General features: G+C 74.9%; 12 protein-coding genes. 1 reads left to right on the plus strand and 11 read right to left on the minus strand.

What is annotated here, in order from left to right:
• Positions 1-13: 13 nt before the first annotated feature.
• The 5 genes from kdpB to ACYVAP_RS07070 form a co-directional block, all read right to left on the minus strand.
• The gene (gene kdpB / locus ACYVAP_RS07050; RefSeq protein ID WP_498860115.1) at positions 14-2,092 is read right to left on the minus strand and encodes a potassium-transporting ATPase subunit KdpB; all 2,079 of its coding nucleotides are present in this window, start codon (positions 2,090-2,092) and stop codon (positions 14-16) included.
• 1 nt (position 2,093) lies between these two features.
• On the minus strand, positions 2,094-3,767 hold the full coding sequence (gene kdpA, locus ACYVAP_RS07055) for a potassium-transporting ATPase subunit KdpA (RefSeq protein WP_498860116.1): 1,674 nt from the start codon (positions 3,765-3,767) through the stop codon (positions 2,094-2,096).
• 85 nt (positions 3,768-3,852) lie between these two features.
• The gene (locus ACYVAP_RS07060; RefSeq protein WP_259359675.1) at positions 3,853-3,978 is read right to left on the minus strand and encodes a hypothetical protein; all 126 of its coding nucleotides are present in this window, start codon (positions 3,976-3,978) and stop codon (positions 3,853-3,855) included.
• A gap of 120 nt (positions 3,979-4,098) precedes the next feature.
• Positions 4,099-4,989: an ATP-grasp domain-containing protein gene (locus tag ACYVAP_RS07065; RefSeq protein ID WP_498860117.1), complete on the minus strand. Its 891-nt coding sequence runs from the start codon at positions 4,987-4,989 to the stop codon at positions 4,099-4,101.
• A 22-nt stretch (positions 4,990-5,011) separates the two neighbouring features.
• Positions 5,012-6,904 (minus strand): glycoside hydrolase family 127 protein, encoded by a 1,893-nt coding sequence (locus ACYVAP_RS07070; RefSeq protein ID WP_498860118.1) that lies wholly within the window; start codon positions 6,902-6,904, stop codon positions 5,012-5,014.
• Between the two features lie 170 nt (positions 6,905-7,074).
• Between ACYVAP_RS07070 and ACYVAP_RS07075 the strand changes: the two genes are divergently transcribed.
• Positions 7,075-8,076 (plus strand): LacI family DNA-binding transcriptional regulator, encoded by a 1,002-nt coding sequence (locus ACYVAP_RS07075; protein WP_498860119.1) that lies wholly within the window; start codon positions 7,075-7,077, stop codon positions 8,074-8,076.
• Here the strand turns inward: ACYVAP_RS07075 and ACYVAP_RS07080 are convergent.
• The 6 genes from ACYVAP_RS07080 to ACYVAP_RS07105 are packed head-to-tail and all read right to left on the minus strand — an operon-like array spanning position 8,018 to position 12,847.
• A complete protein-coding gene (locus ACYVAP_RS07080; protein ID WP_498860120.1) occupies positions 8,018-8,710 on the minus strand; it encodes an endonuclease III in 693 nt (230 codons plus the stop codon). The two genes, ACYVAP_RS07075 and ACYVAP_RS07080, sit on opposite strands and share 59 nt — an antisense overlap.
• A complete protein-coding gene (locus tag ACYVAP_RS07085) occupies positions 8,707-9,735 on the minus strand; it encodes a cation diffusion facilitator family transporter (RefSeq protein ID WP_498860121.1) in 1,029 nt (342 codons plus the stop codon). The genes ACYVAP_RS07080 and ACYVAP_RS07085 overlap by 4 nt, the downstream gene beginning before the upstream one ends.
• A gap of 19 nt (positions 9,736-9,754) precedes the next feature.
• Positions 9,755-10,885: an ABC transporter ATP-binding protein gene (locus ACYVAP_RS07090; RefSeq protein WP_498860122.1), complete on the minus strand. Its 1,131-nt coding sequence runs from the start codon at positions 10,883-10,885 to the stop codon at positions 9,755-9,757.
• Positions 10,882-11,661 carry an ABC transporter permease gene (locus ACYVAP_RS07095; protein ID WP_498860123.1) on the minus strand — a complete coding sequence of 260 codons (780 nt, stop codon included), beginning with the start codon at positions 11,659-11,661 and terminating at the stop codon, positions 10,882-10,884. Before ACYVAP_RS07095 ends, ACYVAP_RS07090 begins: the two co-directional genes overlap by 4 nt.
• The gene (gene modA / locus ACYVAP_RS07100; protein ID WP_498860124.1) at positions 11,658-12,443 is read right to left on the minus strand and encodes a molybdate ABC transporter substrate-binding protein; all 786 of its coding nucleotides are present in this window, start codon (positions 12,441-12,443) and stop codon (positions 11,658-11,660) included. Before modA ends, ACYVAP_RS07095 begins: the two co-directional genes overlap by 4 nt.
• Complete coding sequence (locus ACYVAP_RS07105) at positions 12,440-12,847, minus strand: TOBE domain-containing protein (protein WP_259359687.1); 408 nt, start codon at positions 12,845-12,847, stop codon at positions 12,440-12,442. The genes modA and ACYVAP_RS07105 overlap by 4 nt, the downstream gene beginning before the upstream one ends.
• Positions 12,848-12,899: the final 52 nt, after the last annotated feature.

The raw sequence follows: 12,899 nt of genomic DNA on the forward strand, positions 1-12,899 counted from the left end.
GGGACGGGCCGGCTCAGAAGCCGGGCAGGAGGCGCACGAGCTGGTCGATCGCCCAGATCCCGAGGAACGGCGCGATCACCCCGCCGAGGCCGTAGACGAGCAGGTTCCGGCGCAGCAGGGCGGCCGCCCCGCCGGGACGGTGGCGCACGCCGCGCAGGGCCAGCGGCACGAGCGCGACGATGACGAGGGCGTTGAAGATCACCGCGGAGAGCACCGCGGAGGCCGGCGAGTGCAGCCCCATCACGTTCAGCGCCTGCAGCTGCGGCAGCGAGGAGGCGAACAGCGCCGGCACGATCGCGAAGTACTTCGCGAGGTCGTTCGCGATCGAGAAGGTCGTCAGCGCGCCGCGGGTGATGAGCAGCTGCTTGCCGATGCCGACGATCTCGATGAGCTTCGTGGGGTCGCTGTCGAGGTCCACCATGTTCCCGGCCTCCTTCGCGGCGGAGGTGCCGGAGTTCATCGCGACGCCGACGTCGGCCTGCGCGAGCGCGGGCGCGTCGTTCGTGCCGTCCCCCGTCATCGCGACGAGCCGCCCGCCCGCCTGCTCGCGGCGGATGTAGTCGAGCTTCTGCTCCGGGGTGGCCTCGGCGAGGTGGTCGTCCACGCCGGCCTCGCGGGCGATCGCCGCGGCCGTGATCGGGTTGTCCCCGGTGACCATGACGGTGCGGATGCCCATCGCGCGCAGCTGCGCGAAGCGCTCGCCGAGGCCCTCCTTGACCGTGTCCTTGAGGTGGACGACGCCGAGCGCGCGGGCGGTGCCGTCGGCGGTCCGCTCGGCGACAACGAGGGGCGTGCCGCCCGAGCGGGAGATCCCGCCGGTGAGGTCGTCGAGCTGGGCGGCGAGCGGACCCTCGAGCGGGTGGCCGAGCTCCGCGAGCCAGGCGGTGACGGCGGAGGCGGCGCCCTTGCGCAGCACGGCGCCGTCGGCGAGGTCGAGGCCGGACATGCGGGTGGTGGCGGTGAACGGGACGGCCGTGCCGCGGGGGAGGGCGTCGACGTCCGCGCCGCCCTCGCGCACCAGGTCCAGGATCGAGGCGCCCTCCGGGGTCGGGTCCGCGAGGGAGGCGGCGGCCGCCGCGCGGGCGAGGCGGTCGGGGTCGACGTCGCCGAGCGGGAGCAGCGCCGCGGCCCGGCGGCTGCCGTAGGTAATCGTGCCGGTCTTGTCGAGCAGCAGGGTCGAGACGTCCCCCGCGGCCTCGACCGCGCGCCCCGAGAGGGCGAGCACGTTGCGCCGCACGAGCCGGTCCATGCCGGCGATGCCGATCGCGGAGAGCAGCCCGCCGATCGTCGTGGGAACGAGGCACACGAGCAGGGCGACGAGGACCGGCAGTCCGGGGCCCTCCGCGGTGAGCGCGGCGATCGGGCCGAGGGTCACGACGACCACGACGAACACGATCGAGAGGGCGGCGAGCAGGATCCCGAGGGCGATCTCGTTGGGGGTGCGGCGGCGGGACGCACCCTCGACGAGGGCGATCATCCGGTCCACGAAGGTCTCCCCGGGCCAGGAGCTGATCCGCACCACGACCCGGTCCGAGAGCACGCGGGTGCCGCCGGTGACGGCGGAGCGGTCCCCGCCGGACTCCCGGATGACGGGGGCGGACTCGCCGGTGATCGCGGACTCGTCGACGCTCGCGACGCCGTGCACGACCTCGCCGTCGCCGGGGACCAGGTCCCCGGCGCGGACCTCGACGAGGTCCCCGGGCTGCAGCTCCGCCGAGGACACCTCGAGGATCACGAGGTCCGGCTGGCCGAGGCGATCCACCGGGGTGCCCGCGTGCAGGCGGCGGGCGACGGTGCTGCTGCGCGTGGCGCGCAGGGCCTGCGCCTGGGCGGCGCCGCGGCCCTCCGCGATCGCCTCCGCGAGGTTCGCGAAGAGGACGGTGAGCCACAGCCACACGGCGAGCAGCGGGGTGAGGCCGGGCGGGGAGGCGGCGGCGTCCTCGACGAGGCCGAGCGGGGTGAGGAGGGCGATCAGGGTGGTGAGCGCCGCGCCCGCCCACACGATCGCGATGACGGGGCGGTCCCTCAGCGTGCGCGGGTGGAGCTTGCGCAGGGCGCCGGAGAGGGCGGGGCGGAGGGTGGAGCGGGTCATGTCAGGACAGTCCTTCGGCGAGGGGGCCCAGGGCGAGCACGGGGACGACGACGAGCGCGGTGACGAGCACCGCCGTGCCGGCCATGAGGCCGATGAAGAGGGGCCCGTGGGTGGGCAGGGTGCCGGCGGTCGCCGGGGCCGGGCGTTGGGCCGCGAAGGACCCCGCGAGGGCGAGCACGAGCACGATCGGCACGAAGCGGCCCAGCAGCATCACCGCAGCGAGCGAGAGCGTCATCCACGGTGTGGAGGCGTCCAGGCCCGCGAAGGCGGAGCCGTTGTTGTTCGCGGCGGAGGCGACGGCGTAGAGCAGTTCGGAGAGCCCGTGGGGACCGGTCGCGGAGAGCGAGTCCTCCTCGATGCTGCGGCGCAGCGGCGGGACGGCCAGGCCGATCGCGGTCGTCGACAGCACCAGCACGGGCATGACGAGCAGGGCGAGGCCGGTGAGCGTCATCTCGCGCCGCCCGATCCGCTTGCCGAGCCATTCCGGGGTGCGGCCCACGAGCAGGCCGGCCACGAAGGCCGCGAGCACCGCGATCAGCAGCATCCCGTACAGGCCCGAGCCCACCCCGCCGGGGGCGATCTCCCCGAGCAGCATGTTCAGCATCGCGACCATCCCGCCGAGCGCCGTGAACGAGTCGTGCATGGCGTTGACGGCGCCGGTCGAGGTGAGGGTCGTCGCGGCGGCGAAGATCGCCGATCCGATCACCCCGAAGCGGGTCTCCTTGCCCTCCATCGCGGCGCCGGCCGCCTCCGGAGCGGCGCCGTGCCCGGCGAGCTCCGCCGCGCTGAGCGCGAGCACGGAGAGCGTCCCGAGCAGCGCCATGGCGGCGAGCACCGCGCGGCCCTGGCGGAGGTCGCCGGTCATCCGGCCGAAGGCGCGCGGCAGGGACACCGGGATGAGGAGGATCAGCAGGATCTCCACGAGGTTCGTCCACGCGCTCGGGTTCTCGAAGGGGTGGGCGGAGTTCGCGTTGAAGAAGCCGCCGCCGTTGGTGCCGAGCAGCTTGATCGCCTCCTGCGAGGCGACGGGCCCGCCGGGCAGCACCTGGGTGCCGCCCGCGACCGTGGTGACGGTGAGGTCGCCGCGGAGGGTCTGGACGACGCCCCCGGTCATGAGCAGGAGCGCGGCGAGCAGGGCGAGCGGCAGCAGCACCCGGGTGATCGAGCGGGTGAGGTCCACCCAGAAGTTGCCGAGGGTCGGCGTCGCCTGCGGGGAGGCGCCGTCGGCGGGACCGCGCGAGGCGACGCCGCGCACGAGCGCCGCGGCGACCGCGAGCCCCGTCGCGGCGGAGAGGAAGTTCTGGACCACGAGGCCGAGCGCCTGGCCCGCGTCCCCGAGGGTCTCCCCGGAGTAGGCCTGCCAGTTCGTGTTCGTCACGAACGAGGCCGCGGTGTTCACGGCGATCAGCGGGGTCATGCCCTGCGTGCGCAGCAGCGCGTACAGGCCCAGCACCCCCACGAGGGAGAGCAGCAGCACCGAGCGGGCGTAGGCGCGCCAGGACTGACCGACGTCGGGGTCCACGCCGAGCAGGCGGTACACCGCGCGCTCCGGCGCGAGGTGTCCCGGCGCGGTGTAGGTGCGGGCGAGGTGGTCGCCGAGCGGCCGGTGCAGGACCAGCAGGGGGAGGGCCAGCGCGAGCAGGCTCGCGAGCAGGGGCCAGGTCACGGCGCCCATCAGAAGCGCTCCGGGAGGACGAGCGCGAGCAGGAGGTGCACGAGGGAGGCGAGGGCCAGGAGGAGGGCGAGCAGGTCGAGGGGGTTCACAGCCGATCGACCGCCTTCGCGAGGAGGCCGAGCAGCGCGAACAGTCCGAGGACCGCCGCGACGAGGACGAGGTCGAGCATCTGCGACTCCGGTTCCGTGGGGCACGGTGCCCGGTCGGGCACGGCTCGCGATCAGACACCCGCTCTCACGGCCCGTCGCCGATCCTCACGGAATCCATACGGCCGCCTCGGCGGCCCCTCACGGCCTGCTCACACCGGAGGTCCGACAGGGCCGTCGCCGGCTCAGAGGCGGGCGAGCACCGCCTCGGCGAGGATCTCGACGACCTCCGGCACGAGGTGCAGGTTGAAGGTCGGCTCGAAGAGCTCCGCCTCGAGCAGCACGAGCCCGAAGGCGGCGGAGTCCACCATGTCGATCCGGGCGTACAGCGGCAGCGGCGCGCCCGTGACCGCACCGGTGGCGGCGACCACCTGCTCCGCGAGGGCGGCCTCCGCGGCGCTCACCTCCACGAGCTCCGGGTGCTCCTGGTAGACCCCGCCGCGCAGGCCGCCGCCGCGGGCGAGCAGGGCGCCCTTGGAGATCGCGTGGGTGACGCGGCCGTCGACGAGGTACACGGCCTTCTCCGCGCCCTCGGAGAGCTCGGGGACCTCCGGCTGCAGCAGCACGGCCCCGCCGCCGCCGAGGATCGCCCGCGCGGGCCCGAGCAGCGCGGGGTCCTCCCGGGCGAAGAGCCCCGTGTGCAGGGAGCCCGCACCCACGGCGGGCTTGACGACGACGTGCTCCTCGTCGGCCGCCCCGAGGGCCTCCTGCAGGGAGGCCTCGTCCTCGTGGTAGGTCGTGGGGACGACGGGGACGCCCGCGAGGGCGAGCTGGGCGAGGTAGCGCTTGTCCATGTTCCAGCGCACGAGCGCGGGCGGGTTCAGCACCGTCGTCGCCTCCCCGACCTTCGCGAGCCAGCGCGAGAAGCCCTCCGGGTCCAGGTGGTAGTCCCAGGGGCTGCGCAGCACCGCGAGGTCGACGCCGGACCAGTCCACGGAGTCGTCGTGCCAGCTGACCGCCTCGGCCTCCACCCCGCGGAGGCGCAGCGCCTCGACCAGGAGCGGGGAGTCGACGTCCGCGTCGAGCTCGGAGTAGAAGGACGGGTCGGTGCCGACGACGGCGATGCGCGAGGTCATCGCAGAATCGTAGGTCAGCCGGTCATCGCAGCGGCAGCCACACGCGCATCGGACCGATCTCGCGGTTCGCCCACGCGTAGTAGGGCACGGCGCGCCAGGTGTGCGGTGCGGGCTCGGGCGCCGGGGCGTCCCAGGGCAGGTAGCCGTCGCCCGCGGGAGCAGGGCTGATCGCGCCGTCGAGGTCGAGGGCGACGACCCCGTCGAGCGCGTCGATCCGGTGCTCCGTGACGGGGGACGACGGGTCGATCAGGGCGTCGTCCACGGTGCCCCGGCCCTCCTGGTCCGCCTGCTCGAGGGCGTAGACGAGCGGGCCACGCAGCAGGGCCACGGCGCCGCGGGAGGCGTCCACACGATGCGGGGCGCGCACGAAGCGCGGCGTCATGGGCAGCTCGAGCAGGATCTCCTCACCCGGGGTGAGGACACGGCGGATCGTGTGCGCGCCGGGGGAGACCTCGGTGCTCGTGCCGCCCTCGGTGAGCGTGGCGCCCGCGGCCCAGGCGGGGACGCGCAGGCTGATCGCCGCCTCTCCCTGCGGCGCCTCGAGGATCCGCACGGCGACCTGCCCGTCGTGGGGGTAGGCGGTCTTGACCTCGACGGTCAGGCCGCCGCCGCTCCAGGTGCCGCTCGCGTAGAGGTGCAGCTGGAGTCCGTCCTCGGTGGCGGTGGCCATGTACTGGTCGAGGGAGGAGAGGGTCCGCATGACATTGGGCGGGCAGCACGCGCAGTCGAACCAGCCGCGGCGGCCGTGGACGATCGACCGGCCCTCGTCCGCGATCGCGCCGTCGCGCAGCTGCAGGGAGTTGACGTAGAAGAACTCGGTGCCCGCGAGCGAGACGCCCGGGAGGACGGCGTTGTGCAGGAGGCGGTCGATCTCGTCCGCGTAGGCGGGGTCGCCGGTCGCGAGCAGCAGCCGCCACGCCCACTGCACGCCCGCGATGCCCGCGCAGGTCTCCGCGTAGCCGCGGTCCGTGGAGAGCTCGAAGGGGTCGCCGAAGGCCTCCCAGTCCCAGCGCGCGCCCATGCCGCCGGTGACGTAGGTCTTGGTGGCGAGGGTCGTCGCGAAGAGCGCGCGCTGCTGCTCCAGGAGCGCGGCGTCGCCGTCCTCGATCGCGAGATCCGTCGCGCCGGCGGCGAGGTAGAGGGCGCGCACGGCGTGGCCCTCGACGGTGCTCGCCTCCCGCACGGGCACGCGGTCGGAGAAGTAGCCGGGGTTGTCCTTCCCGTTCGCGTTGTGCCCGCGGGCGTCGAGGAAATGGCGGGCGAGGTCGACGGCGTCGGCGCGGCCGGTGAGGCGGTGCAGCTCCACGAGGGCCGTCTCGATCTCGGGGTGGCCGGGCACACCAGGGTGGCCGCCGCGCAGGAACACCTCGACGAGGTGGTCGAGGATCCGCAGCACCACGTCGAGCAGCGCGTCGTCCCCGGCGGAGCGGGAGGTGGCGACGGCGGCCTGCATGAGGTGCCCGTAGCAGTAGAGCTCATGGTTCCAGGCGAGGTCGGAGTAGCGCTCCTCGCGGGTGTGGCGCAGCTGGTGGACGGCGTTGAGGTAGCCGTCCTCCTGCTGCGCGCCGGCGACCGCGGCGGTCACCTCCGCGAGCAGGGCCCGCAGCTCGGGATCGTCCCCGCGGCCCAGCTCGTGACCGACGGCCTCGAGCCACTTGTAGGCGTCGGAGTCCTGGAAGATCATGCCGCGCGCCTCGCCCTGCTCGAGGCCGGCGGCGATGCGGAAGTTCGCGAGGGTGCCGGACTCCTCGAGCTGGCGGTGGCCCGCGCGCAGCGCGTCGCGGCGGTTGCGCTCCTGACGCAGGGCCCAGAACCCGCCGGTGATCCGGGCCGCGCCCGGGGCGAGCGGCCGCAGGGCGGTGCGGGCGGAGGCGGTGGGGGCGACGGGAGGGGCGAGGACGGACGTCGTCGTCATGGGGGAGCTCTCCTGTGAGCGTGCCGGTCGGATGCGCTCCGCCAGTGGCGGAGCCCGGGTCGTCGGCGGAACCTGCACCGTCGACGGAAACAAAGGCAAACGATTGCCTCTTCGGATCAGTATGAGCGACGACGGATGCGGATCGCAAGGGTTCGCAGTACAGTTCCCGCATGTCACCGCAGCGGCCGTCCTCCACCACCGTCAGGATCGGTGACGTCGCGCGCGCCGCAGGAGTTTCCGTCGGCACGGTCTCCAAGGCGCTCAACGGCACCGGGAGCCTCCGCGAGGAGACCCGGCGGCACGTCCGCGAGACCGCCGAGCGGCTCGGCTTCGTGGCCGACGCCCGCGCCCGCGGCCTCGTCGCCGGTCGCACCTACACGGTCGGCTTCCTCACGACGGACAGCTTCGGCCGCTTCATGCTCCCGATCCTCATGGGGGCGGAGGACGCCCTCTCCGTGGGGCAGATCGCCGTGATCCTCGCGGACACCCGCGACGACCACGCCCGCGAGCAGCACCTCCTGCGCTCGCTGCGCTCCCGCCGCGTCGACGGGCTCATCGTCACCGGGCGCACGACCGACGCCCGCGACCCGCTCGACGTCGACATCCCCGTCGTCCACGCCTTCGCCCCCTCGAACGACGACTCCGCCCCCGCCGTGCTCACCGACGAGGCCGGGGCGGCGCGGCTCGTCGTCGAGCACCTGCTCGCGATCGGGCGGCGGCGGATCCTCCACGTCACCGGCCCCGAGCGGCACCGCTCCTCGCGCGTGCGCGCCGAGGAGGTGCGCCGCGTCGCGGGGGAGGCGCTCGTGGGCGAGCCCATGTTCGGCGCCTGGAGCGAGGAATGGGGCCTGCGGGCGATCGACCTCGCCCTCGCCTCCGGCCGCGAGTTCGACGCGGTCTGCGCGGGCTCCGACCAGATCGCCCGGGGGGTGCTGGACCGGCTCCGCGAGCGGGGGCTGTCCGTCCCGGCCGACGTCGCCGTGACGGGCGTGGACAACTGGGACGTCATGGCGCTCGCCGCCCGCCCCGCGCTCACCACCGCGGATCTCTGCCTCGCGGAGATCGGCCGCCGCTCCGGCGAGATGCTGCTGGACCTCGTCGAGGGCCGTGAGCTCAGCGAGCAGCGGGTGGTCGTGCCGCCGCGGCTCGAGGTGCGCGGCTCGACGGTCTGAGGCCCGACGGCGCGCGGCCCGGTGCGGCGGGGCGCGACCGCGCGAGAGCGGCGGCCTTGCCCTCCTCGACGATGAGGCCGTGCAGCTCGGCGAGCTCCGCCACCGTGAACGCCGCCTCCTCGAGGGAGGGCGCGATCCACCGGGCGAAGGCCGTGTAGGAGCGCGGCACCGCGTGACCGCGCTCGGCCAGCGCACGCCGCGCGTACTCGTCGCACAGGAACGCCGGCCGCCCGAAGCAGTACAGGGAGATCGCGTCCGCCGTCTCCTCGCCCACGCCGTCGACCCCGCGCAGCTCCGAGCGCAGCTCGGCGTCCGTCAGCCCCGGCACCTGCGGGGCGCGCTCCGCCCACCAGGTCGCGAGGGCGCGCAGCCGACGCGGCTTCTGCGAGGGGAAGCCCGCCGCGCGCACGAGCTCGCGCACCTCCTCCTCGGGCGTCGCCGCGAGGGCGGCCGCCTCGAGCAGCCCTCGCGCGCGCAGCGCCGTGACGGCGACGTCGGCCTGCTCCCAGCGGGAGCGCTGGACGAGGATCGCGCCGACGGCGATCTCGAAGGGATCCTCCCCGGGCCACCACCACCCCTGCGGGCCGTGCGCACGGAGCAGCTCGGCATGCAGGGCGCGCAGGTCGGGGTTCACGCGCCGGGGTGCTCCGGCAGCAGGCGGGAGTCGTCCGCGGGATTGCGCAGGGTGAGCACGGCCCGGGAGACGGAGGGCTCGCGCTCGAGCAGGTCCTCGATCGCCTGCACCTTCTCCTGCAGCACCGACTCGCGGACGTCCCCCACGAGGTCCACGGAGGCGACGACGAACAGCTGGTCCGCGCCCACCCACTCCGTGTGCAGGAAGGTCACCTGCTCGACGTCTGCGTGCCCCGCGATGATCTGCAGGAGGTGGTCGCGCAGCGCGGGGGAGCCGCCCTCGCCGCTGAGGAACGCGGCGTTGCGGCCCACGAGGATGATCGCGACGATGCCGAGCAGCACGCCCACGAGGATCGAGCCGATCGCGTCCCACACGGCCTGTCCGGTGATCTGGTGCAGGCCCATGCCCGCGGCGGCGATGACGAGGCCGATCAGCGCGCAGGCGTCCTCCGCGAAGACCGCGCGGAGCATCGGGTCCGAGGTGCGGCCCACGTAGTGCAGCAGCGGCATGCGACGGTCCCGGGCGCCCGAGCGGGACTGCCGGAACGCCTGCAGGAAGCTGATCCCCTCGAGCACGAAGGCGATCGCGAGCACGAGGTAGCCCCAGCCGTAGCCGGCCTCCTCGGTGCCCGTCTCGCCGAGGGACTGGATGCCGTGCCACACGGAGACGCCGGCGCCGACGGCGAACAGCCCGATCGCGGCGAACATCGCGTAGACGTAGCCGACGCGGCCGTAGCCCAGCGGGTGGGAGGAGTCCGGCCTGCGACGTGCCCGCCGCTCGCCCACCAGAAGGAAGGCCTCGTTGCCGGTGTCCGCCCAGGAGTGGGTGGCCTCCGCGAGCAGCGAGGCGGAGCCCGTGAGCCCCGCGACCACCGTCTTCGCGATCGCGACGAGCAGGTTCGCCCCGAAGGCGAGGAGCACCGTCAGCGAGCTCCCGCCGCCGGAGTCCTTCCCCTCCTGCTGTGCCGCGTCGATCCCGTTCCCTGTGCCTGCCGGCCGTGCCGTGCTCGCTGCTCGCTCGTCCATCTGCCCCTGCTCTCCTGGTTCACCTCGCAGGGTAGATCGTCACGGCGTCCCGCGGCACGAGCAGGCGCACGTCGGAACCCGGTCGCAGGGTCCCGGCCGCGACCGCCTCGGGCGCGAGGTCCGCCTCGAGATCCGCCGTGCGCACCCGCACGAGGTCGCCGCGGGGCTCGAGGCCCGTGACCGTCCGGGCGAGGACCGTCCCGGCGGGCCGGTCGCCCGTGGAGGCTGCGAGCGCCACGGCGGCGGGTCGCAGCGCGGCGAGGCCGGGGTCGCCCTCGCGGAGGTCGCCGCTGCGGCGGCCTTGGATCAGCTCCCCCGTGGGCAGGCGCAGCGTGGCGTCCTGGTCGGTGCCGGGAACCCCTGTCGGGCCGACGGCACCCGCCCTCTCGGCGACCCCGCCCGCCGTCGGGGCGGTGCCGGCGCGGCCGTGCAGAAGAGCCAGGCCCGCGAAGCGCGCGGCGAAGGCGGTGCGCGGGCGGGCGAGCAGATCCGCCGTCGGCCCGCGGTCCCGGACCTCCCCGCCCTCGAGCACGAGCACGTCGTGCGCCATCGTGATCGCGTCGAGCACGTCGTGGGTGACGATCAGGGCGGAGCGGCCCTCGAGGAAGCGGGGGAGCAGGGCGCGGATCTCCGCGGCGGCGTCCACGTCGAGGGCGGACATCGGCTCGTCCAGCAGCAGCAGCTCGGGATCCGCGGCGAGCGCGCGGGCGATCGCGACGCGCTGCTGCTGACCCCCGGAGAGCCGGCCCGGTCGGCGCTCGGCGAGGTCCGCGGCGCCCACCTCCGCGAGCAGCTCGTGCGCCCGGGCCCGGGCGTCGCGGCGCGGGACCCCGCGGGCGCGCAGCGGGAACGCGACGTTGCCGAGCGCCGTGAGATGGGGGATCAGGTGCGCCTCCTGGCCGAGCGTGGCCACACGCCGCGCATGCGCGGGGACCCGCACGGTCCGGCCCCCCGGGCGCACGGACGTCAGCACGCGCCCCCCGAGCACGACCTCCCCGCGGGCGGGGCGCAGGTCGCCTCCCAGCAGTGCGAGCAGGCTCGACTTGCCGGCGCCGTTGGGGCCGACGAGCGCGAGGGTGCGGCCGGCGGGGAGGTCCAGCACGAGATCCAGCCCCCGCTCCGGTGCGTGCGCCTCGACGTGCAGGCTCATACCCGAGCCCTCCGATGCGCGAGCAGGATGACGACGAGCGCGACGAGCACGAGCAGCAGCGACAGGGCCACCGCGGCGTCCGGGTCCGTCTCCCGCAGCAGGTAGATCTCGAGCGGCAGCGTGCGCGTGGTCCCCTCGAGGGAGCCGGCGACGGTGATCGTCGCACCGAACTCGCCGAGCGCGCGGGCGAAGGAGAGCACCGTCCCCGAGGCGAGCGCCGGCAGCACCCCGGGCAGGGTCACCCCGAGCAGCACGCGGGTGGGCCGTGCCCCGAGCGCGGCGGCCGCGCGCTCCGCGCCGCCGCCCGTGCTGCGCAGCGCCCCCTCGAGGGTGAGGACGAGGAAGGGCAGGGCGACGAAGGTCTGGGCGAGGACGACGGCGGCGGTGGAGAACGCCACCTGGAGCCCGAGCGCCTGGAGCGGCCCGCCCAGCAGCCCTTGGCGACCCACGGTGAAGAGCAGCGCGAGACCGCCGACGACGGGCGGGAGCACGAGCGGGATCAGCAGCAGCGCCCGGAGCAGGGACAGCGCCGGCCCGGGGATCCGTGAGCGGGACAGCACGAGGGCGAGCGGCACCCCCAGCAGGAGGCACAGCACGGTGCTGCAGGCGGCGGTGACCAGGCTCAGGCGCAGGGCGGAGAGCGAGGACGGCGCGCTGATCAGGGCCAGGAACGTCGATGGGTCGACGCGCACGAGCACCGCCGCGAGCGGCAGCAGCACGAAGAGCGCGCCGATCAGGGCGGGCGGCCAGGCCCAGCGGGGCAGCGCGCTCGTCACGGCGCCTGGAACCCCTGCGCCGCGAGCACCTCCTGGCCGCGCTCCCCGAGCACCTCCTGGGTGAACTCCGTCGCGAGCTCCTCCTGCGAGGTCCCGGCGACGACGGCGAGCGGGTACGTGTTCACGGCGGCCTTCGCCTCGGGGAGGTCGATCTGCTCGACGGCGTCCCCGGCGGAGGCGGCGTCGGTGACGTAGACGAGGCCGGCGTCGGCCTCGCCGGAGGTGACCTTGCCGAGCACGTCGGTCACGCTCTGCTCCTCGCTGACGGGGGAGAGCGTCACGCCGGCGGACTCCTCGACCTTCTGCGCGGCGCGGCCACACGGCACCTGGGGTGCGCAGAGCACGAGCTGGACGCCCGGCTCGGCGAGCGAGGCGAGGTCGGTGATCCCGGCGGGGTTGCCGGCGGGCACGGCGATCGTCAGGGTGTTCGTCGCGAAGTCCTGCGGGGTCCCCGTGACGAGCTCCTGCTCGACGGCCTGGTCCATGGTGGCGGTGTCCGCGGTGGCGAGGACGTCCGCCGGGGCGCCCTGGCCGATCTGGGTGACGAGGTCGGAGGAGCCGGCGAAGGAGAGCTGGACGTCGACCCCGGGATGGTCGGCCTCGAAATCGGTGGCGATCTCCTCGAAGGAGCTCTTCAGGCTCGCCGCCGCGAAGACGGTGAGGGTCGTGGAGCCGCCGGCGTCGCTCGCCCCGGCGGTGTCGGAGGAGGAGCCCGAGCAGCCCCCGAGCAGCAGGGCGCCTGCGAGCGCTGCGGCGAGGGCGGGGACGGTGCGGCGGATCATGCGGGGACTCCGATCGATTCGGCCTCGACGAGGACGGTGGTGGCCTTGACGACGGCGGTCGCGACGCTGCCGGGGGCGAGGCCCAGCTCCCGGACCGCCTCCGTGCTCATGAGGGAGACCACGCGGAAGGGGCCGCACTGGAGCTCGACCTGCGCCATGACCGTGTCCGTCGTGACGGCCGTGACGAGGCCGGTGAAGCGGTTGCGGGCGGAGGTGCGGGCGTGGCGGCCGCTCGGGGTGCGCGCGTGCTCGCGTGCCGCGCGGGCGACCTCCGCGCCGTCCAGGACCTTGCGGCCGCTCTCGTCGGTGCCGGCCGTGAGCGTCCCCCGCTCGATCCACCGTCGCACCGTGTCCTCGCTGACCCCCAGGAGGTCGGCGGCTTCTCTCACCCGCAGCTGCGTCATGGTCAGGCATCCTAGCCGCGCAGATGCGTGTTGCGGGGCCGCGTCCATGCGC

The sequence above is a fragment of the Brachybacterium horti genome (assembly GCF_054777615.1).